Origin of the sequence: Halobacillus karajensis (assembly GCF_900108515.1) — a bacterium.
GTDB lineage: Bacteria > Bacillota > Bacilli > Bacillales > Halobacillaceae > Halobacillus > Halobacillus karajensis.
In genome coordinates, this window is record NZ_FNWW01000004.1 from 129,784 (window position 1) to 156,097 (window position 26,314).

24 protein-coding genes are annotated in these 26,314 nt (G+C 41.5%); 20 read left to right on the top strand and 4 right to left on the bottom strand.

Features of this window, described 5'->3' with window-relative positions; translation table 11 throughout:
* Positions 1–160 precede the first annotated feature (160 nt).
* From acnA to BLW54_RS09860, 7 genes are all read left to right on the top strand, one after another.
* Positions 161–2,866, top strand: a complete 2,706-nt coding sequence (gene acnA, locus BLW54_RS09830) for an aconitate hydratase AcnA (RefSeq protein WP_035505125.1) — start codon at positions 161–163, stop codon at positions 2,864–2,866.
* Positions 2,867–3,020: 154 nt separating this feature from the next.
* Positions 3,021–3,605, top strand: a complete 585-nt coding sequence (locus BLW54_RS09835) for a TlpA family protein disulfide reductase (RefSeq protein ID WP_035505124.1) — start codon at positions 3,021–3,023, stop codon at positions 3,603–3,605.
* A gap of 51 nt (positions 3,606–3,656) precedes the next feature.
* On the top strand, positions 3,657–3,800 hold the full coding sequence (locus BLW54_RS09840) for an FbpB family small basic protein (RefSeq protein WP_081867019.1): 144 nt from the start codon (positions 3,657–3,659) through the stop codon (positions 3,798–3,800).
* 151 nt (positions 3,801–3,951) lie between these two features.
* Positions 3,952–4,197, top strand: coding sequence for a small acid-soluble spore protein Tlp (gene tlp / locus BLW54_RS09845; RefSeq protein ID WP_392387187.1), 246 nt, complete (start codon positions 3,952–3,954; stop codon positions 4,195–4,197).
* A 125-nt stretch (positions 4,198–4,322) separates the two neighbouring features.
* Positions 4,323–6,590 carry an AAA family ATPase gene (locus BLW54_RS09850; RefSeq protein WP_035505123.1) on the top strand — a complete coding sequence of 756 codons (2,268 nt, stop codon included), beginning with the start codon at positions 4,323–4,325 and terminating at the stop codon, positions 6,588–6,590.
* Positions 6,591–6,592: 2 nt separating this feature from the next.
* Complete coding sequence (locus BLW54_RS09855) at positions 6,593–7,012, top strand: acyl-CoA thioesterase (RefSeq protein ID WP_074734360.1); 420 nt, start codon at positions 6,593–6,595, stop codon at positions 7,010–7,012.
* A 5-nt stretch (positions 7,013–7,017) separates the two neighbouring features.
* On the top strand, positions 7,018–7,326 hold the full coding sequence (locus BLW54_RS09860) for a hypothetical protein (RefSeq protein ID WP_035505113.1): 309 nt from the start codon (positions 7,018–7,020) through the stop codon (positions 7,324–7,326).
* Positions 7,327–7,346: 20 nt separating this feature from the next.
* Here the strand turns inward: BLW54_RS09860 and BLW54_RS09865 are convergent, their stop codons facing one another.
* The 4 genes from BLW54_RS09865 to plsY all read right to left on the bottom strand — a co-directional run bounded on the left by BLW54_RS09865 (position 7,347) and on the right by plsY (position 9,659).
* Complete coding sequence (locus BLW54_RS09865) at positions 7,347–7,637, bottom strand: HesB/YadR/YfhF family protein (protein ID WP_035505111.1); 291 nt, start codon at positions 7,635–7,637, stop codon at positions 7,347–7,349.
* A gap of 79 nt (positions 7,638–7,716) precedes the next feature.
* Positions 7,717–7,968, bottom strand: coding sequence for a membrane protein insertion efficiency factor YidD (yidD, locus tag BLW54_RS09870; protein WP_074734362.1), 252 nt, complete (start codon positions 7,966–7,968; stop codon positions 7,717–7,719).
* A 9-nt stretch (positions 7,969–7,977) separates the two neighbouring features.
* Positions 7,978–8,910: a GTP cyclohydrolase FolE2 gene (folE2, locus tag BLW54_RS09875; protein ID WP_074734364.1), complete on the bottom strand. Its 933-nt coding sequence runs from the start codon at positions 8,908–8,910 to the stop codon at positions 7,978–7,980.
* A gap of 167 nt (positions 8,911–9,077) precedes the next feature.
* Positions 9,078–9,659, bottom strand: a complete 582-nt coding sequence (gene plsY / locus BLW54_RS09880; protein WP_035505108.1) for a glycerol-3-phosphate 1-O-acyltransferase PlsY — start codon at positions 9,657–9,659, stop codon at positions 9,078–9,080.
* Between the two features lie 261 nt (positions 9,660–9,920).
* Here plsY and BLW54_RS09885 point away from each other — a divergent pair, with 261 nt between their 5' ends.
* From BLW54_RS09885 to BLW54_RS09945, 13 genes are all read left to right on the top strand, one after another.
* Complete coding sequence (locus BLW54_RS09885; protein ID WP_035505106.1) at positions 9,921–10,991, top strand: ABC transporter ATP-binding protein; 1,071 nt, start codon at positions 9,921–9,923, stop codon at positions 10,989–10,991.
* Positions 10,988–12,514, top strand: a complete 1,527-nt coding sequence (locus BLW54_RS09890; protein WP_035505104.1) for an ABC transporter permease/substrate-binding protein — start codon at positions 10,988–10,990, stop codon at positions 12,512–12,514. Before BLW54_RS09885 ends, BLW54_RS09890 begins: the two co-directional genes overlap by 4 nt.
* A 10-nt stretch (positions 12,515–12,524) precedes the next feature.
* Positions 12,525–12,938, top strand: coding sequence for a CoA-binding protein (locus BLW54_RS09895; protein WP_035505103.1), 414 nt, complete (start codon positions 12,525–12,527; stop codon positions 12,936–12,938).
* Between the two features lie 412 nt (positions 12,939–13,350).
* Complete coding sequence (gene parE / locus BLW54_RS09900) at positions 13,351–15,306, top strand: DNA topoisomerase IV subunit B (RefSeq protein WP_074734366.1); 1,956 nt, start codon at positions 13,351–13,353, stop codon at positions 15,304–15,306.
* Positions 15,307–15,321: 15 nt separating this feature from the next.
* Complete coding sequence (parC, locus tag BLW54_RS09905) at positions 15,322–17,775, top strand: DNA topoisomerase IV subunit A (protein WP_035505100.1); 2,454 nt, start codon at positions 15,322–15,324, stop codon at positions 17,773–17,775.
* 159 nt (positions 17,776–17,934) lie between these two features.
* Positions 17,935–18,567 carry a TetR/AcrR family transcriptional regulator gene (locus BLW54_RS09910; protein ID WP_035505098.1) on the top strand — a complete coding sequence of 211 codons (633 nt, stop codon included), beginning with the start codon at positions 17,935–17,937 and terminating at the stop codon, positions 18,565–18,567.
* A 70-nt stretch (positions 18,568–18,637) separates the two neighbouring features.
* Positions 18,638–19,780 carry an acyl-CoA dehydrogenase gene (locus tag BLW54_RS09915; protein WP_035505096.1) on the top strand — a complete coding sequence of 381 codons (1,143 nt, stop codon included), beginning with the start codon at positions 18,638–18,640 and terminating at the stop codon, positions 19,778–19,780.
* Positions 19,781–19,801: 21 nt separating this feature from the next.
* A complete protein-coding gene (locus tag BLW54_RS09920; RefSeq protein WP_074734368.1) occupies positions 19,802–21,442 on the top strand; it encodes an AMP-binding protein in 1,641 nt (546 codons plus the stop codon).
* A gap of 17 nt (positions 21,443–21,459) precedes the next feature.
* Positions 21,460–22,815: an acetyl-CoA carboxylase biotin carboxylase subunit gene (locus tag BLW54_RS09925; protein WP_035505089.1), complete on the top strand. Its 1,356-nt coding sequence runs from the start codon at positions 21,460–21,462 to the stop codon at positions 22,813–22,815.
* Between the two features lie 12 nt (positions 22,816–22,827).
* A complete protein-coding gene (locus tag BLW54_RS09930; RefSeq protein WP_035505087.1) occupies positions 22,828–23,040 on the top strand; it encodes an acetyl-CoA carboxylase biotin carboxyl carrier protein subunit in 213 nt (70 codons plus the stop codon).
* Between the two features lie 16 nt (positions 23,041–23,056).
* Positions 23,057–23,962 carry a hydroxymethylglutaryl-CoA lyase gene (locus tag BLW54_RS09935; RefSeq protein ID WP_035505085.1) on the top strand — a complete coding sequence of 302 codons (906 nt, stop codon included), beginning with the start codon at positions 23,057–23,059 and terminating at the stop codon, positions 23,960–23,962.
* A 3-nt stretch (positions 23,963–23,965) separates the two neighbouring features.
* Entirely contained in the window at positions 23,966–24,748 is a 783-nt protein-coding gene (locus BLW54_RS09940) for an enoyl-CoA hydratase (protein ID WP_035505083.1), read from the top strand.
* 16 nt (positions 24,749–24,764) lie between these two features.
* Positions 24,765–26,294 (top strand): acyl-CoA carboxylase subunit beta, encoded by a 1,530-nt coding sequence (locus BLW54_RS09945; protein ID WP_035505081.1) that lies wholly within the window; start codon positions 24,765–24,767, stop codon positions 26,292–26,294.
* Positions 26,295–26,314 lie beyond the last annotated feature (20 nt).

The window sequence follows — 26,314 nt, forward strand, 5'->3', positions numbered from 1 at the left end:
TGTTGTCATTTATTTTACTTATAAATCGTTTTCATTTACAATAAGGATTGCAGATTTGTGAACTTGTTTTTAACTAAGGGATCAAATGTACAATTTTTGGGGAATAGTGAAGCCGTTTGCCGGTAGCACTATTGAATATTGATGAGGGGGTAAAAGGAATATGGCTAGCAATGCTTTTAACGCTCGCAAACAATTTGAACTAAATGGCCAAACGTATAACTATTACGATTTGAAAGCCTTAGAAGATGCGGGACATGGTAAGATTTCCCGTCTACCTTTCTCCATCCGAATCCTACTAGAATCTCTATTACGTCAACACGATGGTCGTGTTATTAAAGATGAACACGTAGAGAGTCTAGCAAACTGGGGAACTGACAAATCAAAAGGGGAAGACGTTCCATTCAAACCTTCCCGAGTAATTTTGCAAGACTTCACGGGCGTACCTGCTGTAGTAGATCTAGCATCTCTACGAAAAGCGATGGTTGATATGGGAGGAAGCCCTGATAAAATCAATCCAGAAGTACCTGTGGACCTTGTTATTGACCACTCTGTACAGGTTGACAAGTATGGAACACCTGATGCTCTGAACGTGAACATGGAGCTTGAATTCGAACGAAATGAAGAACGCTATGAATTTTTACACTGGGCTCAGAAAGCGTTTGATAATTACCGTGCTGTCCCGCCTGCAACAGGGATTGTCCACCAGGTAAACCTTGAATACATCGCAAATGTTGTTCATGCGAAAGAAAATGAGAACGGCTCTTATGATACTTATCCAGATACACTTGTTGGAACGGACTCCCATACTACGATGATTAATGGTCTTGGTGTCCTTGGATGGGGTGTAGGTGGTATTGAAGCAGAAGCAGGAATGCTTGGACAACCTTCTTACTTCCCTGCTCCGGAAGTTATTGGTGTGAAGTTGAATGGCAGCTTCCCACAAGGTACAACAGCGACAGACTTGGCTCTTAAAGTAACACAAAAGCTTCGTGAGCAGAATGTAGTCGGTAAATTCGTCGAATTCTTCGGCCCAGGACTGCAGGAAATGCCACTTGCTGATCGTGCAACAATTTCCAACATGGCTCCTGAATATGGTGCTACTTGTGGTTTCTTCCCAGTAGATGGAGAATCTCTCGAATACCTTCGTCTAACTGGACGTAGTGAAGAACAGATCAAGCTTGTTGAGGAATACTGCAAGAAAAATAGCCTTTGGTATGATCCTTCATTTAAAGATCCGGAATTTACTTCCCTCGTTGAAATCGATCTCGGGGAACTGGAACCCAACTTGTCAGGGCCTAAACGTCCACAAGATTTGATCCCACTTTCCCAAATGAAAGATTCCTTTGAAAAAGCCGTTACAGGTCCAGCAGGGAACCACGGTTTTGGCTTAGACAAAGCAGAGTTCGATAAAGAAGTAGAAGTGGAATTTAACAATGGCGGTAAATCTGTCATGAAGACAGGGGCTCTTGCGATCGCTGCGATCACTTCCTGCACAAATACATCAAATCCGCATGTCATGCTTGGAGCTGGCCTTGTAGCTAAGAAAGCAGTTGAAAAAGGGTTACAGGTACCTGATTACGTAAAGACTTCACTAGCACCAGGCTCCAAGGTTGTTACACGTTACTTGGAAGACTCAGGCTTGATGCAGTTCTTAAATCAATTAGGATTTAACCTTGTCGGTTATGGCTGTACAACATGTATCGGTAACTCAGGTCCATTGCTTCCTGAAATCGAAAAGGCGATTGCGGATAGCGACTTGACCGTGTCTTCTGTACTTTCTGGTAACCGTAACTTCGAAGGGCGTATCCACCCGCTTGTTAAAGCAAACTACTTAGCTTCACCGCCATTAGTTGTTGCCTATGCTCTAGCAGGAACTGTGGATATTGATCTTAGAACTGAGCCAATCGGCAAAGACAGTGATGGAAACAACGTATACTTCAATGACATCTGGCCTTCACAAGAAGAGATCAAGTCAGAGATTTCTCGCGTTGTAACACCAGAAATTTTCCGTAAAGAGTATGAAAGTGTCTTTAATTCCAACGAAAAATGGAACGAAATCCAAACAACGGATGAACCATTATATGATTGGAATGAAAACTCCACATACATTCAAAATCCACCATTCTTCGAAGGACTTTCCAGTGAACCAGAAATGGTTAAGCCGCTTGAAGGCATGCGTGTCATTGGTAAGTTCGGTGATTCCGTAACCACGGACCACATCTCTCCAGCAGGTGCTATTCCAAAAGATATGCCTGCAGGTGAGTATTTACAAGAAAACGGGGTAAGTCCTCGTAACTTCAACTCTTATGGTTCTCGTCGTGGTAACCATGAAGTTATGATGCGTGGTACGTTTGCAAACATTCGTATCCGTAACCAATTAGCTCCGGGAACAGAGGGTGGATTTACAACATACTGGCCAACAGAAGAAGTAATGCCTATTTACACAGCGGCTATGAAATATCAACAAGACCAAACCCCGTTAATGGTTATTGCTGGTAATGACTATGGCATGGGTAGTTCACGTGACTGGGCTGCAAAAGGTACGGATCTTCTTGGTATTAAGACAGTTATTGCGGAAAGTTTCGAACGTATCCACCGTTCCAACCTTGTAATGATGGGTGTTCTTCCACTTCAGTTTAAACAGGAAGACAGTATTGAATCATTAGGATTGACGGGACGCGAAACTTTCGATGTCCAAATCGGTGAAGATGTAAAACCTCATGACCTTGTGAAGGTAACAGCGACAGATGCAGAAGGCAATAAAAAAGAATTTGAAGTCATTGCCCGATTTGACAGTGAAGTCGAAGTGGATTACTACCGTCATGGTGGTATCCTGCAAATGGTACTTCGAAATAAATTGAACTAAAAAACATTTGAAAGGTCGCCTTTTAGGGGCGGCCTTTTTATGTGAATACGTTATCTTGACCTAGTGTCTCTATTTAGGCTTTACAAGTAGATGGTTTCTTCTTTATTCTAATACATAGAATAGAAACGGTAGACTTATAATGGAGGAAGAATTTATGAAAAGATGGATCGCCTTAGCTTTTTTGCTCACGCTCTTAATTTTCGTTATTATTACAGCATTTAACGACCAAAAGGAAGAGAAGGCAGAAGAGAATACCCCAGTAAATGCCTCGCCCGAAAGAGAAGGCATGATTGCACCTAATGCTCCTGATGGATTAGAAGTGGGAGAGAAGGCGCCTGATTTCACATTAGAAACTTTAAGTGGTGAAACAATTCATCTTTCTGATTTTAGAGGGAAAAAAGTGTTTCTCAATTATTGGGCCACCTGGTGCCCGCCATGCCGGGAAGAAATGCCGGAAATGCAAAGGTTTCAGGAAGCTTATAAAGATGAAGTCGTTATTCTTGCCGTTAATGGGACAGGTACAGAAAAAAAAGAAGAAGATGTAAAACAATTTGTGGAGGAAGAAGGATATACGTTTCCTATACTTATGGACAAGGATTTGGAAATTAATCATTCCTATCAAATCCTTACCATCCCAACGACTTATTTTATTGGCACTGATGGTGTTATACAAGCAGAGAAGGTTATTGGACCAATGACTTATCAAATAATGGAAGAAAAAAAAGATGCCCTTAATTAAGAATAATAAGATTGAAAATTGGAAATCCTACCAGTAAAAGGAGAGATTTCCATGAGAAAACATAAGACCATTTCTTTTGAAGAGCGTGTCAAAGAAAACATTCGTTCCATTAAATCTGACCCAAAGTTAATGGATCAGATTGATGACCGTATCGAAAAGCGCCATAAAGACCGCATAAAACAAATCCCATCTTAAACCGGGATTTGTTTTTTTATTGTTTTTATTCTTTGTTGTTTAGGGGGAAGAAATACATAAGTCAAGAATTCCTTCTCATAAATCCCTTACTCTCGGGAAAAGTAAAGGATGACTCTTTAGGGGTCCATGAAAAACTACAGGAGGGTACCATATGTCCCATAAACAACAGCACATGGCGAATCAAAAACCAAATCCTGATAATCGTGCAGACAATGTTGATCGTCTACAGGAAAATGTGACGAATACCATAGAAAATATTGAAGCTTCTCATGAAGCCTTACAATTTGCTTCGGATGAGGAAAAAAGAAACATTGAAAAGAAAAACAAGCGAAGAAACCAATCTTTAGAGGCTATGCGTGATGAAATTAAAGATGAAGCTCGCCATCAACAATATTAAATTCAGAAACCGCTTCTCTTAAGAGGAGCGGTTTTTTTCTGTGAATTTTCAGTGGGGTTGTGCATCTTCATCTACATCAAACCTTGACTATGATAAAATGGATATCGGCGATAGAAAAGGAAGTGATGAAGGTGTTAGATGAGCTGAAACAATGGAAAAGTTTAGAACAACAGCCTCCGATGACAGAGGTGGAGGCTTTACGATATATGAACAAAAATAATTGGCAAGGTCATAAGGAAGGAAAAGCTTTACTTTATGTAACATTGGCCTATCATCGGATAAAAAGACATCCAGGAGAAGACTTGCTTGCTGAGCAATTTATTGATGAAGCGCGAGTTCTTGATCCTGCACATCCTTTAGTAGCAGAATTATACGAATCTCAACAGTTGATGCAGGCCTATACAATGCTAAAAAATACCCCTCTTGACCAGTGGGTGCTGCATGAGACGGATCATGACTCAGCGAAAGCAAAAAAAGTAAAATCCATTTATTCTGATGTGGGGTACTTAAAAAAACAGTGGGATAAAGATCTTGCTGAAAAGACGATTATTGATGCTTCCAGCCGGTTAAAACTTTATCAAGATGTATATGAAGAACTAGGTGACTTGGAAATAATGTTGGAAGAAGCCATCCATTCGATTGAGAACAGGCGGATCCGTGTCCCTGTAAAAGAGATTAATGAGCGGGCAAGACGTCTTTCCGATAATCAGGATGAGATTTATAAACGATTACCAGGATTTTTGACGGATCAATCCTTTCAAAATCCATTAGAGGCATTCGACCAAATGGTTGGTTTGAAAGATGTTAAGACTTACATTCGACGGTACTATCATTTTTTACGCTACCAACAACAGCGGAAGAGTTACGGTTTTTCCATGGTAGATGAGCCTGGGTTACATATGATTATTACTGGCAATCCAGGGACCGGAAAGACGACCATGGCCAGATTGCTGGCAAATATTTATCATGAATTGGGGATATTAGATACGAAAGAAGTGATTGAGGTAAATCGATCCCACCTCGTCGGATCTTATGTTGGCCAAAGTGAAGAAAATACAATGAACTATGTGAAGCAGGCTATTGGCGGTGTGTTGTTCATTGATGAAGCTTATAGCCTGAAGAGGGAAGGTCAAACTGGAAACGATTATGGACAGGCTGTTATTGATACATTAGTCTCTGCAATGACCAGTAAGGAATATGGCGGGAAGTTCGCTGTTATTCTAGCTGGATATCCTGAAGAAATGCGTCAGTTCCTATGGTCCAATCCTGGTTTACGTAGTCGCTTTCCTGAACAGAATCATATAGAGTTACCAGATTATCAAATGGATGAACTTTTGACGATTGCTGAGCAAACGGCTATAGAAAATGATTTCTTTTTTACTGAAACGGCTTTAAAAGAGTTCTCCTCACTCATCGAGCGCGAACGCGTGGATGATTCATTTGGAAATGCTCGCACGGTGAAAAACCTTGTGTTAAAAACTATTTTTCAAAAAGGAGCTCAAGAAGCAGAGCGGGATAAACAACATTGGCTGGATCATATGCGCATTTCCAGTGACGATTTGGAATGGGAAGATCCTAAAAGGGAAGATCAACCCTCTCCTATGGAGCGATTGGATGAATTAATCGGTCTTGCCAATGTGAAAACAGAAGTAAGAAAGTTGTCTTCCTTTGTACAAGCTCAGCAAAAAAGGAAAGAAAAAGGCTACCCAGTTGTGCCTATACAACTGCACTCTGTCTTTTCTGGCAATCCAGGAACAGGAAAAACGACAGTAGCTGAAATTTACGCAAATGTTTTGAAACAGTGCGGATTGCTAAAGAGAGGACATACGGTTGTCGTTTCCAGAAGTGATTTAGTTGCGGGTTACATTGGACAAACCGCCATAAAAACAAAACGAAAAATCCGTGAGGCTTTAGGTGGCGTTCTTTTTATCGATGAAGCTTACTCTCTATACAATGGTGGAAGAGATGACTTCGGTAAGGAAGCCATTGAAACACTTGTGGATGAAATGACGAAACATAATGAAAACCTTGTGGTGATTCTAGCGGGGTATCAGCGTGAAATGGAGCAATTGGTGGAGAGTAACCCTGGATTGTCCTCCAGATTTAAAAAGTACTTTCATTTCCCGGATTATTCCGAATCCGAATTGTTGCAAATGACACATTACCAGGCTAAACAATACGGATATCATTTTAATGAATGGGCAGAGTCATTCCTCTTGGAAAAATTCACCGATCATAAAATTCGCGGAAATGGCCGTTTTATTAATAATCTTGTTAATGAAGCCATCCAATTTCAAGCCATTCGAATAATGGATGATGAAGCAGAAGACATAAATGATTTGCAGCTTGAAGATTTTGAAAAAGCATGGCATATGGTGCGAAGGGAGTCCTGAATATGAAAGTGAATGAAACACCAATCCAAGTGAGGTACCAGGAAACGGATATGATGGGGGTTGTTTACCATGCCAACTATTTGGTTTGGTTTGAAATCGGCCGTACGGCTTTCATCGAAGGGCTTGGGTTTTTGTATTCAGAAATCGAACAACAGGGTGTAGTCTCCCCTGTTATTGACGCTCAAGTCAGTTTCAAAAAACCTGTACGTTATGGAGATGAAGTTCACATTCGGACATGGGTGGAAAACTATGATGGCCTTAGAGTGGCTTATGGATATGAAGTCGTGGTAAATAATGATGAGGTTGCAGTAACGGGAGTAACTAAACATGTCATCGTAAAGAAAGATACTTTTAAGCCTGTTTCCATTCGCCGCAGCTTTCCAGATTGGCATGAAGCCTATCTATCTGCGATGGAGTCCTAACTATCATGGCTTTCGGAGTGAAAAGGGAAGAACTTAGAAATTGGAAAAGTAAAGTCAAAAATGGAGAAATTGCGATCTTGACTCATTATTGGCTTGATGAACGTTTTCCAGACTGTGATACGGTAACTAAAGTAGGATGCAACAATATGAAGAAGTTAAAAGAGTGGGGGGAGGGGTACGGTTTAGCTCCTGAATGGATCCATAAAGACCCCCAATATCCTCATTTCGATTTATTTGGAGATCGCCAGGTCCGAATTTTAAGAAAAGAACAATGTTGGGAACAGATTGATCGATTTCGTTTAGATAAAAAATAAGACGCCCTCCAAGTGGCGTCTTATTTTTTGTATTTAAATGCTGGTTCTTTCCATTTAGAATCAAAGGAAACTTCCAGTGAATGATTGTCAAAGTACCATTCATCGTCAGCTTCAATGAAAAAATGGATATTCCCTGTAGTCGTTTCAGCGATAGGTTCGGTAGCTTCCTCTAATTTGATGGCAAGAGAGAAGCCTGGTTGAAGACCGCCGACACCGCCATAACGTACATAAAATCGTAAATCAGTTTTTTGGTCGATATCTAGTTCTTCTTCATACCATTTGGCTGCTTCTTCTGTAACGGTTAAATTCATTAGCTCAACTCCTGTATGGTGGTTCATGTGTTATCATGTATCCTCTTCAGTCGTTTCATAAACCTCTGATTCTGACAAATTACTGTTTATCCGGCTTGTCAGTGGCATCAGTGGACGATTTCCTTGGTACAGGGTCGAATCCTCCACCGTGAAAAGGATGACATTTTAAAATCCTCTTCAACGTTAAATAACTGCCTTTGAAAAATCCAAAGCGACGGAAAGCTTCCAATCCGTATTGGGAACATGTAGGTTGGAAACGGCAGGATGGAGGAAAAAAAGGGCTGATGCCCTTTTGATAAAACTTAATCAAGCCTATCATTACATGTTTCATAGGACTTTTTTATTTTGATTCCCGTTTTTTATCATAACTGACAGTAGCTACAGCATCATGCAAATGAATCGATTCTTCATTTCGGCATTGAACTTGGAAAGCTTCCACGAATGAATATTCATAAAGATCTGCCGCTACTAAACGGACAATATCTTCTACGAAACGTGGATTTTCATAGGCCTGTTCCGTGACCATCTTCTCATCGGGTCTTTTTAGGACAGGATGAATTCTTGCGCTCGCATTGCTTTCTGCCGCTTCGAGCAGCGCCGCCTTCCAGTCGGTTTTTTGTTCATCGAAATCATCTGTCAGTTTTACGCTCATGGTTACATTGCCTCGCTGATTATGGGCACTGTACTCACTAATTTCTTTAGAACATGGGCAGAGAGTTGTGATTTTTCCTGTCAGCGTTACTGTCACATCATGACCAGAATGGACATCATATTCGACTCGGATGGTTGCATCAGCATGATTCATACCCGTCAACCCGGAAAAGGGGCCTTTACGCTCAAAGAACCACGGAAAGCTGACTTCCACTTCAGCATCTGTTTGCTTCAAGCGTCCTGCCAGCTCTTCGGTAAACTCTTTTAGAGTGGCAATATCAATCGCAAAACCTTCATTGTGATATTTATCTAATTGTTCTGTGAAGCGACTCATGTTTGTCCCTTTGCTTCCTTGAGAAATGGAAGAACCAAAAGAGAATGTACCGATGGTCGTCTGAATTTCGGGTGTTAGAGTACTTGGAATTCGGATAGGGTGTTTGACATTGGAAATGCCTACCATATCAATATCAAAGAGAAAATCTTTTCTAGAATTCTGAAGATCGGCCATTTGGTCTTTCTCCATAGGTTTTGTGCGTGGACCCGGGTCCACGGATCCGAATAATTTATGACGTTCTTTTTTTGATGGTAGTGGTTTGTTCTGACTCAATTCGGTCTTATTCATAACAAAGACTCCTTTCAGGCCTTCTTTCTAAGTCAAAGTATACAATATGTATTTCTGAATATACAATGGATTGCTTATACTCGACTGTATTCATAGAGTACGTCATAAAAGAAAGCCTATCCTTTCATCGGATAGACTATTCCTCTATTCTTCTTTTAGAGAGGTTGTTACATCCAGGTAATCTTAGGTTCAGTTTTGTTCAATATCCTCTTAATATTGGCACGATGACGATAAATGACAAATAGGGTAAATAGAGAAATAATAATCGTCAACCCATAGTCCTTAACAATCAATGTGGCGATAATACCGAATAAGCCGGCCACCATCGATGATAAGGAGACATACTTACTTAAATAAAGTACGATGAAAAAAGATAATAACAGAACGACAAATATAATTGGGTTAACTCCGAGTATGACTCCCCCTGAGGTCGCGACAGCTTTTCCACCTTTAAACCCTGCAAAAATCGGATACATATGTCCCACTACTGCGAAGATTCCAATTACAAGCGGGATCACCTCGGCTCCCACAAAATAAGGGATAGCGGCGGCAGCTGTCCCTTTCAGGATATCGGCAGTAGTGACGATCATCCCGGCTTTAAATCCTAGGACACGGAACGTATTGGTTCCGCCCAGGTTCCCACTCCCATGCTCCCTGATATCTGTTCCGTAACCAATTTTACCGACAATTAATCCGGAAGGGATGGATCCGAGGAGATAGGCAATGAGGATATAAAGAGCATATTCCAATAAATTCAACTCCTTGTACACTTTCTTTTATTTTATCATGGCTATTAAAGATAAAGAACAGCCATTTCATGGTCAACTCTTTTATTATACCAATTTAGTACCAGGTATCAAGTTCTTGTGGGGATTGTTCCATCTACACACATCGAATGGAGGCTCCCGTGATAGGGAAAGATTATAAAATAGGAGGATTGCATTATGTTTCAAGTTGTGGAAATGTGGTTATAGAAATAAGTCTTTTATTTATTGCTTAGGGGGAACAAAATGATTACATTCACAGATGTTACGAAAACCTACCCGGATGGAACCACAGCACTGAAAAATATTAATCTTGAAGTTCAAGAGGGAGAGTTGCTTGCTCTGATTGGACCAAGTGGCTGTGGAAAGACGACAACAATGAAAATGATCAATCGTCTAATCCAGCCAACTGAGGGGAAGATCACGATACATAATCAAGATATCGAGGAATACAACATTCATGAGCTCCGCTGGAATATTGGGTACGTGTTACAGGAGATCGCGCTTTTTCCTCACATGACTGTGGAGGAGAACATATCCGTAGTCCCAGAGATGAAAAAGTGGAAGAAAAATGAGTTATCCAAGAGGATCGATGAATTGATGAAGATGGTAGGACTGGATCCTAAAAAACATCGGGAAAGGAAGCCAAGTGAACTTTCCGGTGGTCAACAACAGCGTGTAGGTGTCATCAGGGCACTGGCTGCTGACCCGGATATTATCTTGATGGATGAGCCATTTAGTGCTTTGGATCCAATAAGCCGGGAACAGTTGCAGAAGGATATCCGTAATCTCCAACAGGAAATCAAAAAGACGATTGTTTTCGTCACTCATGATATGGATGAAGCGCTAGCTCTTGGGGACCGGGTCTGCTTAATGAAAGCGGGGGAAATCATTCAATTGGATTCTCCTCAAAATCTGATATTGCATCCAGTTAATGCATTTGTTAAAGATTTTATTGGCAGCAGAAAAACGCCATGGCAGACGGCGGTGGATGTTATTATGAATGATACGTCGCATCGAATCATCACAGAAGAAGAGTGTATCCAAGGGAATGTCGTTATGGACGGTCCGTTTGCACTTAAAAATAAGCAGGGTGTTTATCAAGGAATGGTTGAGGATGGAAGGATTTTAAAAGCACCGTCCCTCTCGAACGAGATGATTCTCAGGGATGCGGTAGAAGTATTCGAAGAAGGGCATTACAAAATTCTACCAGTGATCAAAGGAGATTTCCTTCTAGGCACGTTATCTTATCGTGATATTGTCCTCTACCTGAAAGAGCAGGAACGTAAGAAGGGAGAGGAGGTAGAAAGTAAATGAGCCAATTTATCGACGTATTTAACCAAAGACAAGGGATTTTATTAGAAAAGGTTTGGGAGCATTTACAAATATCTATTATTGCCTTAGTTATTGCGACCTTGATCTCTGTTCCGCTCGGTTTATGGCTGACAAGAAAGCAAAAAGTAGCGGAACCTATCATAGGCGTCACCGCTGTTTTGCAGACCATTCCGAGTCTCGCCGTTCTTGCTTTCCTTATTCCATTCTTTGGAATAGGGCAGTCTCCTGCTATCATTGCCCTGTCAGCATACGGTCTGCTTCCTATTCTAAGGAATACATATACAGGAATAAAAGAAGTGGATCCAGCGTTGAAAGAAGCGGCAACGGGTATGGGGATGAAATCTTTTAGGCGGTTAACCAAGATTGAATTGCCTATTGCCATGCCTGTAATTATGGCAGGGATTCGTACTTCTATGGTATTAATTGTAGGAACAACAACAATCGCTGCTTTAATCGGTGCTGGCGGCTTGGGGGATTTGATCCTTCTAGGGCTTGATCGCGGTGGAGATGCGAATCTTATCTTGCTGGGAGCTATACCTGCCGCTTTGCTAGCTATAATTTTAGATTTGGTTTTACGTTTATTTGAGCGTACCTCTGCAAAATCTGGTTTTCGTTCCCTTGTCAGCTTACTTGTGATTGCCGCTTTAATCGCCGTAGGGCCGTTAGCCTTTGGGGGGAAAGTTAAAAATGACTTGACTATTGGTGCGAAACTCGGATCAGAACCTGCCATTTTGATTCACATGTATAAACTCCTGATTGAAGAAGAAACGGATTTGTCTGTCGGCTTGGAACCGAATCTTGGTAAAACAGATTTAGTTTTCAGTGCTTTACAGGAAGGTAGTATAGATATCTATCCCGAATTTACAGGTACAGCCATTGTTTCGTTACTAGGTGAAGAAGCTAACAGTAATGAACCAAATGAAGTCTATCAGCAAGCGAAGGAAGGCATGGCTGAAAAATACGACCTGGCATTTCTTGAACCGATGGAGTACAACAACACGTATGCTGTAGCTACTACACAAGAGCTTGCTGAACAATATGACCTTGAAACCATCGGTGATTTAAAACCAGTTGAAAATCAAATCACTGCTGGTTTCACACTTGAATTCAACGACCGGGAGGATGGATATCAGGGAATGAAAGAGATGTACAATCTTGATTTAAGGGAAGTCCGCACGATGGACCCTGGTTTAAGGCAGGGAGCGATAGAAAGTGGAGAGGTAGACATTATTGACGCTTATGCGACGGATGGATATATGATCGATTTGAATCTTAAGGTATTAGAGGACCCTAAGAATTTATTCCCTCCATACCAAGGAGCGCCGTTGTTGAGGCAAGAAATCCTTGATCGTTACCCCGAAATTGAAGAAGTGCTGAATCAATTAGGTGGCAAGATTACCGGAGATCAAATGAGGGAAATGAATTATCAAGTTGATTTTGAAGATCATTCCCCAGAAGAAGTAGCCAGAGAATATTTAATTGAAGAAGGGTTAATTAAAGAATAGGAGGGTCATTATGAGTTTTGAAAATCCATCAAAACAACAAATAAAGAATTTATTGGACCAATCGAAAACCATCGCAGTCGTTGGACTTTCGGATAAACCTCACCGAACATCTTATCAAGTAAGTGAAGCCATGCAGAAAGCGGGATATAAAATTATTCCTATCAATCCTACGATTGCTGAATCTCTAGGGGAAAAGGCAATCCCAAGTCTGAGTGATTTGAAGGAGCCCGTTGATATTATCAATGTCTTTAGAAGATCTGAAAATCTTCCAGACATCGCGAAAGAAGCATTAAAGGTTGATGCCAAGGCATTTTGGGCACAGCAAGGTGTCTACTCTGAAGAAGCGAGTCATCTGTTAAAAGACAGTCCTAAGCTTGTTATCATGGACCTTTGCATCAAAGTAGCTCAGGCTATTTATCAATAAGAGAACAGAAAAAAGTATGAAAAATCCCTGGCTTTTCAGGGTTTTTTTCATGCTTTTTGGAAGAATTATGTTTGCGAAACCTTATAAAATCGCTACAATATAACAAGCGGCGTTTTTTAGCCATGTAAACTTTCAAAGAGTATCCACCTTGAGAAAGTGCTGTGGAAGCGAAAAGTGTTCGGGGTAAACGAGGGATACTTAATGCATTCAGTTATGCGTCTCAAATATACGTTCGTGCCTATTCTTTTGAAGTCATAAGCCAATCAATGGAGTGGAAAAAGCCTCCACACCATTGATTGACTTATGCTTATCGGGCATGAAAAAGACCTATATATATTTACTCGTTTACACAAACGAACGTTTGTTCTATTATGGATGTAGCAGTGTGTAAGAGAAAGGAGCCGATGGTAAATTGTCGAGTCAAAATCAAACATATTCAGATGATTCTATTCAAGTGCTGGAGGGATTGGAGGCAGTTCGTAAAAGGCCGGGGATGTATATTGGATCCACGGATCATAGAGGTCTCCACCACCTAGTTCACGAAATTGTAGATAATGCTATAGATGAAGCTTTATCTGGATTCGGCCAACAAATGACTGTCACGCTCCATAAAGATGGAAGTGTATCGGTACAAGATGAAGCGCGCGGTATGCCAACAGGGATGCACAAAACGGGAAAACCAACACCTGAAGTTATCCTGACTGTGCTTCACGCAGGAGGAAAGTTTGGACAAGGAGGTTACAAGTCTTCTGGAGGTTTGCACGGTGTCGGAGCCTCTGTCGTTAATGCTCTTTCTGAATGGTTGGAAGTACACATTTGCCGGGACGGGGAGAAGTTTTACCAGAGGTTTGAAAATGGAGGTGTTCCGGTTACTTCCCTTGAAAACAAGGGGACAACAAGAAAAACAGGGACGACGATCCGTTTTAAACCAGATCCCACCATTTTTTCTACCACAAAATTCAACTTTGAAACTTTATCAGAACGGCTGAGAGAAGCGGCATTCCTCTTAAAAGGTTTCCGAATTGTGCTTATTGACGAGCGGAATGAAACGGTACGGGAAGAATATCAGTATGATGATGGCCTCGTATCCTTTGTGGAATATTTAAATGAAGAGAAGGATACATTGCATTCTGTTGTCTCTTTTGAAGGAACCCATGGCGAAATTGAAGCAGACTTTGCTTTTCAATTTAATGATGGGTTTGCTGAGAATATTCTTTCTTTTGTTAATAACGTCCGTACAAAAGACGGTGGTACTCATGAGTCTGGCGCAAAAACGGCCATTACAAGGGTGTTTAATGATTATGCCAGACGAGCTCAGCTATTGAAGGAGAAGGATAAGAATCTAGAAGGAAACGATATCAGGGAAGGTTTTACAGCTGTAATTTCGGCGAGGATCCCTGAAGGACTTCTCCAATTTGAAGGTCAGACCAAAAGTAAGCTCGGGACGTCAGAGGCTCGTTCGGCTGTTGATGGCGTGGTTGCAGAACAATTATCTTATTTTCTTGAAGAAAACCCTGATGTAGCCTCTATGCTCATTAAGAAGGCAATTAAAGCAAAAGAAGCAAGAGAAGCGGCCAGAAAAGCAAGGGAAGATGCGCGTTCTGGTAAAAAGAAAAAGAGGAAAGAGACGCTTTTAAGTGGAAAATTGACACCGGCTCAATCTAAGAATGCTCAAAAGAATGAATTATACCTCGTGGAGGGGGACTCTGCAGGAGGATCGGCAAAGCAAGGCAGGGATCGTAAATTCCAAGCCGTTCTTCCGTTGCGAGGGAAAGTCATCAATACGGAAAAAGCCAAAATCGCAGATATCTTTAAGAATGAAGAGATCTCCACAATTATTCATACCATTGGTGCAGGCGTCGGAGGCGATTTCACATTAGAAGATTGCAACTATGATAAAATTGTCATCATGACCGATGCAGACACGGATGGTGCACATATTCAAGTACTGCTGCTGACTTTCTTCTATCGTTATATGAGACCTTTAGTAGAGGCAGGTAAAGTTTTCATTGCCCTTCCTCCCCTTTATAAAGTATCAAAGGGGAAAGGGAAAAAAGAAAAAGTGGAATATGCCTGGGATGAAGAGGGCATGCAAAAAATATTAAAAGAATTTAAAAATGGATATTCGATCCAGCGTTATAAAGGTTTAGGTGAAATGAATGCCGATCAACTCTGGGAAACCACAATGAATCCGGAGTCCCGTACATTAATTCGTGTTACGATCGATGATATTGCTCGTGCTGAACGCCGGGTAACGACATTGATGGGAGATAAAGTCGAACCTCGCCGTAAATGGATTGAATCCCACGTCGCTTTTGGTTTGGAAGATGAAGCGAATATTTTAGAAAATGATAAAATTCAGACGTAAAAGGGGGCCCTTCTGTTGGCAGAGGCAGAGAAATATTTAGATTTACCATTAGAAGAAGTTCTCGGAGACCGCTTCGGGAGATACAGTAAATATATTATACAGGAACGTGCTCTTCCTGATGCCAGAGACGGACTTAAACCGGTTCAAAGGCGTATCCTTTATGCTATGCACCAGGAACGAAACACACATGACAAAGCTTACCGTAAATCCGCCAAAACAGTGGGTACCGTGATTGGTAACTATCACCCTCATGGCGATACATCTGTATATGACGCGATGGTTCGATTGAGTCAAACATGGAAAGTAAGGAAACCACTTGTGGAAATGCACGGGAATAATGGAAGTGTCGATGGCGACCCACCAGCAGCAATGCGTTATACGGAAGCTAGGTTATCTGCCATTTCGTCCGAATTATTGAGGGATATCGAAAAGCAAACCGTTGAATTTATTCCTAACTTTGATGATTCGATCGAAGAGCCTACCGTGCTCCCAGCAAAGTTTCCCAATCTCCTTGTAAATGGTTCAACAGGGATATCAGCTGGATATGCAACTGAAATCCCTTCCCACAACTTGGGAGAAGTCATTGATGCTGTTATTATGAGGATTGATAAACCTCTGACGACAGTACCGGAATTAATGACTAAGTTGAAAGGACCTGATTTCCCGACAGGCGGGATAATTCAAGGAATCGACGGAATTCAAAAAGCTTATGAGACAGGTAAAGGGAAGATTGTCCTCCGTGGGCGCGCAGAAATTCAACAACAGCGTGGAGGCAGGGAACAAATTGTCATCGATGAAATCCCTTTTGAAGTGAATAAGGCGAGTATGGTTAAGCGGATGGATGAATTAAGAATTGATAAAAAGGTCGAAGGAATTGCAGAAGTTCGCGATGAAACAGACCGTACCGGCTTGCGCGTCGTGATTGATTTGAAGAAAGATGCGAATAGTGAAGGTGTCCTTAATTATCTTTATAAGCATACAGATCTTCAGATCTCTTATAATTTTAATATGGTAGCCATTCATGACCGGACGCCTAGTCTTATGAGTCTGCCGATGATGCTTGATTCTTATATTAAACACCAGAAAGAAGTAGTTACTAGACAATCCATTTATGACCTGAACAAAGCGAAGTCACGTGCCCATATCGTCGAAGGGTTAATAAAAGCCATTTCGATTCTCGATGATGTGATCGCAACGATTCGAAGTTCTAAAGACAAAGCCGATGCGAAGAAACATTTGATTGCAAATTATGATTTCACTGAAGAACAAGCAGAAGCAATAGTTACTTTGCAACTATATCGCCTGACTAATACGGATATCACGGCATTGCAAAAAGAAGCGGAGGAACTAAAAAAACAAATTGAATATTTAGAAAAGCTTCTAACCAGTGAACATGAAATGATGAAGGTCATTAAATCGGACCTTCGTTCCATAAAAAAACAATACAATAATGACCGACTGACAAAAATTGAAGAAAAAGTGGAGGAGTTAAAAGTTGACCTTGAAGTAACAGTAGCAAGTGAAGATGTGCTCGTTTCTGTTACCAAGGACGGGTATATCAAGCGCACGAGCCTGCGATCTTATGCAGCTTCAAACGGGGAAGATTTTGCCCTGAAAGAAGGAGATCATCTCCTTGGGTTGTTTGAGATTAATACCACAGATACTATTTTACTCTTCACGAACCTAGGAAAATACTTGTTCTTACCTGTTCATAAACTTCCGGATATTCGTTGGAAAGACCTGGGGCAGTATATCTCAAATATAGTTCAGGTAGATAAAGATGAGTACATCGTGAAAGCGATCCCTGTACGGGATTTTAATGTTGAACAATATCTAATTTTCTTTACAAAGAACGGCATGGTTAAGAAAAGTGAATTGAAACTCTATCAAGCCCAGCGCCATTCCAAAGCGCTCGTTGCTATTAATTTGAAAAATGATGATGAAGTGGTCGATATCCATGTGACAGATGGAGACTCTGATTTATTTATTGCTTCAAAGAAAGCTTATGGTCTTTGGTACCATGAAGAAGAAGTAAATACTGTAGGACAAAGGGCAGCTGGAGTTAAGGCTATTAACTTAAAAGAAGACGATGAAGTTATTTCCGGTCAAACCTTCCAAGCAACTGAGGACCCATCCATACTTCTAACAACGCACCGGGGTGCAGTAAAACGAATGCGCCTGAAAGAATTTGAGAGGACATCACGCGCCAAACGAGGCGTGATCATGTTAAGAGAATTGAAGAAAAACCCTCACCAATTAATAGATGTACACCTGGTTACCCGTGACGACCAAGTCATGTTAATGACAGATAAAGATGAAAGTATTATTGTAAATACGATGGATTTTAAAGTGAATGACCGTTACAGTAATGGTTCTTACGTCCTTGATACTGAGCAGAAAGGTCAAGTAACGGAGGCGTGGGTCAAACCAGAATATGAAGTTCCTTTTGATAAAGAATCGGATGATTAACCAAAAAAACAACTCTTCATTATGGAGAGTTGTTTTTTGATTTTAATAGAAAAGATATCATCATAAAAATAACCCGTAGGAAAGTCGAAATGAATGGTCATTGTTTTTTCAGAAAAATGTGATAAAATGAATGTATATTCAGCAGATGGGAGATGATTTATGAGTGATTTGAGGGAAAAGATCATCCAAACGTCTTTAGAATTGTTTGACAGACATGGCTATCATGGTGTCACTGTGAAGCAGATCGTGCAAGCAACGAATACTTCAAAAGGCGGCTTCTACCACCATTTTCAATCGAAAGATGAACTTCTTTTCGTCATTCACGATACCTTTATTACATATGTTTTGAAAGAAGCACAAGCCGCTAATGTTACCCACTCTTCCCCGATTCCAAAAGTACAGGCAATCATTCAATCCTTTGTTCAGGTATTTGATTTGTATAAGCCGCATATCTCTGTGTTTTATCAAGAAAGCCTCTATTTAAAGCCAGAATACGAGGAGAAAATTAAGAAGAAGCGCGATGAATTTAAACGAATGGTTTTTGAAGTCATCGATGAAGGTCAACAATCAGGCCACTTCCGCAGAGAGTTGCCCCTGGAAATTACCGGAATGGCGATCCTTGGGATGGTAAACTGGATTTACAAATGGTATCGGCGGGATGGGAACTATTCAATTGACCAAATTGCAGAAGTTTTTACAGATCTTGTGTTACATTTTTTGTTACCAGGCAAAGAAGATGAGGCGTATTTTAGTCATATGTTAAAAGTTCCTTTTTTTTACGAAATAAAGTAAACGCTTTCACTATTTTTTTAATATTTTTACAGACCAACCAGTCGGTCTTTATTCCTTAAGGAGGAATCATATGAACTTTGATCTTACAAAAGAACAAGAAATGACAAGGAAAATGGTACGCGATTTTGCAGAGGATGTCATTGCTCCCAGGGCAGTGGATATTGATATTCATAGTGATTTTCCGAAAGATATCTTTGATGAAATGGGGAAACTCGGTCTTTTGGGGATTCCTTTTCCTGAAGAATATGGAGGATCAGGAGGAGATACGATCACATACGCTCTCGCTGTTGAAGAGATCGGGCGTGTGTGCGGATCGACAGGCCTTAGTTATGCGGCCGCGGTTTCTCTAGGAGCAAGTCCTATATATTACTTTGGAACAGAAGAACAAAAACAGAAGTTTTTAACACCGCTTGCCAAAGGTGAAGGCTTGGCTTCTTTCGGTTTAACAGAACCGAATGCGGGTTCTGATGCAGGAGGAACGAAGACTCATGCCGAATTGAGTGGTGACCACTATATCATTAATGGCGAAAAGTGCTGGATTACGAATGCTGAATATGCAAGGTCCATCACAGTTACAGCCGTTTCAGGCAAACGCGAAGACGGGAAAAACATTATTTCCGCTTTCGTCATTCCTAAAGATACTCCTGGGATGACGATCACAAGCCCATACGACAAGATGGGAGTAAGGGGGTCAAATACATCTGAAATTGTTTTAGAGGATGTAAAAGTTCCGAAAGAAAATATTCTGGGGGATCCCGAGAAAGGATTTAAACAATTTCTTTACACGCTGGACGGAGGGAGAATATCCATTGCTGCTCTGGCTGTAGGGATTGCACAAGCCTCTCTTGATCGTGCTCTTGCTTATGCAAAAGAAAGAAAACAATTTGGTCAGCCAATTACAAAATTCCAGGCTATCCAGTTCAAGTTGGCAGATATGGCCATGGAAGTTGAATTAGCGCGAAACATGGTCCTGAAAGCTGCATGGTTAAAAGATCAGGGGAGAAATTTCACTAAAGAATCTGCCTATGCCAAGCTATTTGCATCTGAAACGGCTTTCAGATCTGCCAATCAGGCTATCCAGATTCATGGTGGATATGGATATATGCGAGAATACGAAGTCGAGCGTTTTCTACGTGATGCGAAATTGCTTGAAATCGGTGAGGGGACTTCAGAAATTCAGCGTTTAGTTATTGCCCGTCAGCTTGGTTGCTAAATAAACAAAGGAGGAACAGCTATGTCCTTATTAGAACAAACCGTTGGGGAGTTGTTAGAGAAGCAGGCTGCCACATATCCGGATCATGAAGCATTTGTTTATCCTGAGAAGGGACTTCGGAAGACCTATGCAGAATTTAATGAAATGACAGATGAAGTTGCCAAAGGACTAATGGCTCTAGGTATAGAAAAAGGGGAACATGTAGCCATTTGGTCAGATAATAAACCGGAATGGCTACAGACACAATTTGCTTCCGGGAAGATGGGAGGCGTTCTGGTTACTGTTAATACCAATTACCGGGCTCAGGAGCTTGAATATCTATTGAAGCAATCCGATGCGACTACGCTCATTTTAGCAGAAGAATTTAAAGGAACATCTTACATTGATATCCTTAAGGAAATTTGCCCTGAACTTGAAACATCGGAAAAAGGGAATTTACAAAGTGAACGTCTTCCATTTTTGAAAAATGTAGTGGTCCTTAGTGATAAATCTTATCGTGGTTGCTACACATGGCAGGATGTGCTGGATATGGGTTTAACCATAAATGATGAAGAATTATCTCAAAGGAAAGATTCGCTTCATCACCGGGATGTTATTAATATGCAGTACACGTCTGGAACCACTGGTTTTCCAAAAGGAGTCATGTTAAGTCATTACAATATTGTGAATAACGGTAACCAAGTAGCCGATTGTATGCGGCTAACAGAAGAAGACCGCCTTTGTATTCCGGTACCTTTCTTCCATTGTTTTGGCTGCGTGCTTGGGACCATGGCTGCCGTGTCAAAAGCATCGACCATGGTGATCCTTGAGCAGTTCGATCCAAAGAAAGTCCTCCAAGCTGTGAAGGAAGAGAGTTGTACAGCTCTGCACGGTGTTCCAACAATGTTTATTGCAGAATTAAATCATCCAGAATACGAGCAGCTGAAGCCGACCACTCTTCGAACAGGGATTATGGCTGGATCTACATGTCCTATGGAAGTCATGAAAAGCGTGATAGAGGATATGGGAGCAGAGGAAATTACAATTGCTTACGGACAAACGGAATCCTCTCCTGTTATCACCCAGACGAAAGCAGACGATCCTATCCATTTAAGGGTCAGCAGTGTCGGGCAAGCCCATCCGAATGTCGAAGTAAAAATTATAGAGCCAGCCACAGGGGATGAAGTGGAGACCGGAATTCCGGGTGAACTTTGTACGCGTGGTTATCTCGTCATGGAAGGATATTACAAGAATGAAGAAGCGACAAGTGCTGCTATAGATCCTGATGGATGGCTTCATACAGGTGATATCGCGGTAAAGGATGAGAACGGCTATATAGAAATCACCGGAAGGATTAAAGATATGATTATACGTGGAGGAGAAAACGTATACCCTCGTGAAATAGAAGAATTTTTGTACCAGCATCCAGATGTTCTTGATGTTCAGGTCGTAGGGGTACCTGACGAGAAATATGGGGAAGAAATCATGGCATGGATTATTCCTAAAGAAGGAAAAGAGTTAAATGAAAGCGATATTAAAGAGTTTAGTGATGGAAAGATATCGAAACATAAGATTCCACGTTACATCACTTTCACTGATGAATATCCAATGACAGCAAGCGGTAAAATACAGAAATTCCGCCTGCGTGAAAATGCGCTGGAAATGATGAATTTAAAATCTTAACAAAGAGGTGAGTATGGGTGTTTAATAAGGTGTTGATTGCAAACAGAGGGGAAATCGCTGCTAGAATTATTCGGACGTGTAAACGGATGAACATAAAAACCGTTGCTGTTTATTCGGAAGCCGACAAGGAGTCACCCTATGTATCTATGGCGGATGAAAGTTTTTTAATTGGCAAACCAAAGGTTAATGAATCGTATTTGAATATTGAAAAGATATTGCAGGCTGCTAAGGAGTCAGGAGCCGAAGCGATTCATCCAGGATATGGCCTTTTGAGTGAGAATGCCGATTTTGCAAGAAGGACCGAAACTGAAGGCATTACTTTTATCGGTCCGGGTGCGGATATCATTGCTAAAATGGGAGACAAAATTGCTGCAAGGGCGGAGATGAAAAAAGCCGGCGTCCCAATTATACCTGGGACGGAAAGCGCCGTAGATTCTCCAGAAAGCGCAAAAGAAAGAGCTGCTGAGTTTGGCTATCCTGTTATGCTAAAAGCGGCAGCAGGCGGTGGTGGTATCGGCATGCAGGCCGTTTATACGGATGAAGAGCTTGAAAAAGCTTTTGAAGGGAATTCCAAGCGTGCTCAGGCATTTTTCGGCGACGGACAAATGTTTATTGAAAAGTTAATCGAGGATCCCCGTCATATTGAAATTCAGGTGCTCGCAGACAAATATGGGAATGCTGTTCATTTATTCGAAAGAGAATGCTCGATTCAGAGACGTCACCAAAAGGTTGTGGAAGAAGCCCCTTCACCTGTTCTATCAGAGGTAACACGTGAAAAAATGGGCCTTAGTGCACTTAAAGCTGTAGAATCTCTGGGGTATGCCAATGCTGGGACCATTGAGTTTCTAGTTGATGACCATGAGAATTTTTATTTTCTCGAGATGAATACCCGTCTTCAAGTTGAACACCCAGTGACAGAACAAATTACCGGGATTGATCTCGTCGAGCAGCAATTGCGTGTGGCGTCAGGCGAAAGACTTTCTCTAAGTCAAAACGACCTCATCATCGATGGACATGCCATAGAAGTAAGGATCTATGCAGAAGATCCACGTACTTTCTTCCCCTCACCAGGAAAGTTGACGAATATGGAGCTTCCGGAAGGGCCGGGTGTCAGACATGAATTAGCCGTTAACGGAGAATCGCAGGTCACACCTTTTTATGATCCTATGATTGCTAAACTTGTCATCCATGGGGAAAATCGAACAGATGCCATCGAGCGATTAACTACTGCCCTTCAAGAGTACAAAATAGAAGGAATTAAATGTAACCTGACAATGTTAGAACAAGTGGTATCACACGAAAAATTCAAGCAGGGCGAAACGAAAACATCATTTATCGAAAATTATTATCTACCAACATTGACAAAACAATAAGGAGGAACAATTATGACAGAAATCAAAGCATCTATGGCAGGAAGCGTGTGGAAATTAGTGGCAAGTAAAGGAGAGCAGGTGAATGATGGTCAGGATATCGCCATCTTAGAATCTATGAAAATGGAAATTCCGATACCAGCCGAAACGTCTGGGACCGTTAAAGAATTGAAAGTAAGTGAAGGAGACTTCGTGAACGAGGGCGATGTCATCGCGATTATTGAATAAGCAGGAGGTTCTCAAATTGCAATGGCCTGAAAAAGTAACCATTAAAGAAGTGGGTCCCCGGGATGGATTGCAAAATGAATCGGGAGAAGTACCTTTAGAAGACAAAGTGTCCTGGATCGACCTTCTTTCTGAAGCGGGCTTCTCCTATATAGAATTCAGTTCTTTCGTTCATCCAAAATGGATTCCCCAACTCAAGGATTCTAGAGCAGTGGCCGAAAGGATTAAACGAAAAAGAGGCGTCACGTATGCAGCCCTGGTTCCAAACCGGAGAGGACTTGAAGCGGCTGTAGATACCCAAGTAGATGAAGTATCCGTTTTCATGTCTGCAAGTGAAACACATAATAAAAAGAATATTAATAAATCTATCGAAGATACATTTCCTGTACTGGAAGAAGTAGTAAGAGAAGCAAAATTGGAAGGGAAAAGTGTCAGAGGTTATCTCTCTACGGTGTTTGGATGTCCTTACGAAGGTAATATTTCAACAGAGAATGTCGCAAGGATCAGCGAACGACTTTTTGAGATGGGCATTAATGAGCTTTCCCTTGGTGATACGATTGGTGTAGCGAATCCGGAACAAGTCGACAGAGCACTCAATAAGTGGAAGCAATGGCTTCCTTTCGATCACCTGGCTATGCATTTCCACAATACACGAGGGATGGCTTTAGCCAATGTCCTTGTATCATTGCAGCATAACATCACAACGTATGATTCGGCAGTTGGAGGTCTTGGTGGTTGTCCGTATGCAAAGGGGGCATCAGGAAACCTTGCAACTGATGATCTCGTTCATATGCTCCATCAAATGGGCATCGAAACAGGTATTGATGAACGAAAACTTGAGGAGGCCGCACTTTATATTCAACAGGTGCTAAATAAACCTCTTCCGAGTCACCAGATGCAAGTGATAAATAAAGAAAGGGTGTAAGAAATGAAGGATCTCGTTACCTTAGAGGAGCTGTCTCCACATGTTTTCTTACTTCAGTTGAATCGGGAGAAGGCTGCTAACTCTCTTTCCCACCTTTTGTTGGATCAGTTACAGATGAGAGTGAAAGAAATTAACCAGCGTAGTGAGATTCGAGTAGTCCTCGTGACAGGTGCAGGAACGAAGGCTTTTTGTGCAGGTGCAGATCTGAAAGAACGGGCAGGGATGAGCGATCATGAAGTTATACAAACCGTTAAAAAAATCGGAGAAACAATCAACATGGTTGAACAAATTTCCGTCCCTACGATTGCTGTGATCAATGGGGTAGCATTTGGAGGCGGGCTTGAACTCGCCCTCGCTTGTGATTTGCGTATGATGAGTACATCAACAAAAGTTGGTTTGACAGAAACTTCGCTTGCGATCATTCCGGGCGCAGGAGGAACACAACGTCTTTCAAGGTTGATAGGAATCGGGCATGCAAAATCAATGATTTATACAGCCCGACCTATCGAAGCCAAACGTGCCCACTCCCTAGGGCTGGCGGAGTATATCCATGAGCCCCAATTTCTTATGGAAGAAGCGAAGGATTTAGCGGCTTGTATGGCACGCAACGGTCCTGTAGCAATGAAACAAGCGAAGAAAGCTATCAATCTTGGTTTTGATGAAACCCTTGAATCAGGTCTTGAAATTGAGCGGTCTTGCTATGAAAAGACCATTCCAACAACAGACCGAATCGAAGGACTTCAAGCCTTTAAGGAAAAACGTAAGCCTGAGTATAAAGGAGAATAAAAAGGTGGAAAAAATAATGCCTACAAATGAGACGTTAGAAGAAAAAGCTAAAAAAATCGCTTCAGGTGGTGCTGAAAAATACCACCAAAAGAACGCGGAAAAAGGGAAAATGTTTGTTCGTGAACGTTTACAGCTCCTATTTGATAAAGGTATGGACATTGAAGATGCTTTTTTTGCTAACTGTCAAGAAGGAACTCTCCCAGCAGATGGGGTGGTCACAGGTATTGGGAAGATTAATGGTGAAAAAGTCTGTGTCATGGCCAACGATTCCACAGTTAAAGCTGGCTCTTGGGGAGCTCGCACTGTAGAAAAAATCATCCGTATTCAGGAAACGGCCCTGAAGTTGAACCTACCTATGCTTTACCTTGTCGATTCCGCCGGTGCCAGGATAACCGATCAGGTAGAGATGTTCCCCAACCGCCGAGGAGCAGGTCGTATCTTTCACAACCAAATTAAACTGTCCGGCCGTGTCCCACAAGTTTGCTTGTTATTTGGGCCTTCAGCAGCAGGCGGAGCTTACATACCTGCCTTTTGTGATATTGTTGTCATGGTTGATGGCAATGCATCCATGTATTTAGGTTCGCCAAGGATGGCGGAGAAAGTAATCGGCGAAAAGGTTTCCCTGGAGGAAATGGGGGGAGCTAACATGCATTGTTCAGTTTCCGGCTGTGGAGATGTATTAGCTAAGGATGAAAGTGATGCGATTGCCTATTCCAGGAAATACTTAAGTTATTTCCCGCAATCGTATAGAGAATACCCCGAAAAAGCGGAAGCAAGAGAACCTGCTCCATTTGAAAAAAGTATGGAAGAATTGGTTCCCAAAAATCAAAATGCACCCTTTGACATGTACCAACTGATCGACCGATTGATCGATGATGATTCTTTCTGCGAAATTAAGAAAAAGTTCGCCCCTGAATTAATCACCGGGTTGTCCAGAATTAATGGACGTTCTGTTGGAATAATCGCCAATCAGCCTAGGGCAAAAGGAGGGGTTTTGTTCCCTGATTCTGCTGATAAGGCGGCGAAATTCATACAGCTCTGTGATGCTTTCAATATACCTTTGCTTTTCTTAGCAGATATTCCAGGTTTTATGATTGGAACTAAGGTTGAACGAGCAGGGATTATACGTCATGGAGCAAAGATGCTTTCTGCAATGAGTGAAGCCACCGTGCCGAAAATTTCAGTTATTGTAAGAAAAGCTTATGGGGCAGGGTTATATGCCATGGCAGGTCCCGCTTTTGAACCTGATGCATGTCTGGCCTTACCGACAGCGCAAATTGCTGTTATGGGCCCTGAAGCAGCTGTTAATGCTGTATATGCCAATAAGATCGCAGCTTTACCTGAAGAAGAACGTCCTGCTTTTATTAAAGAAAAACAAGAGGAGTACAAAGAGAACATTGATATCTACCGTCTGGCTTCAGAGATGGTAATCGATGATATTGTTCAACCGAACAACCTTCGCGAAGAGCTGTCTGCTCGTTATGATGCATATGAGACAAAAAATGTTCTGTTTACTGAAAGAAAACACGGAGTTTATCCAGTATAAAAAAGAATTCCTGGATCGTA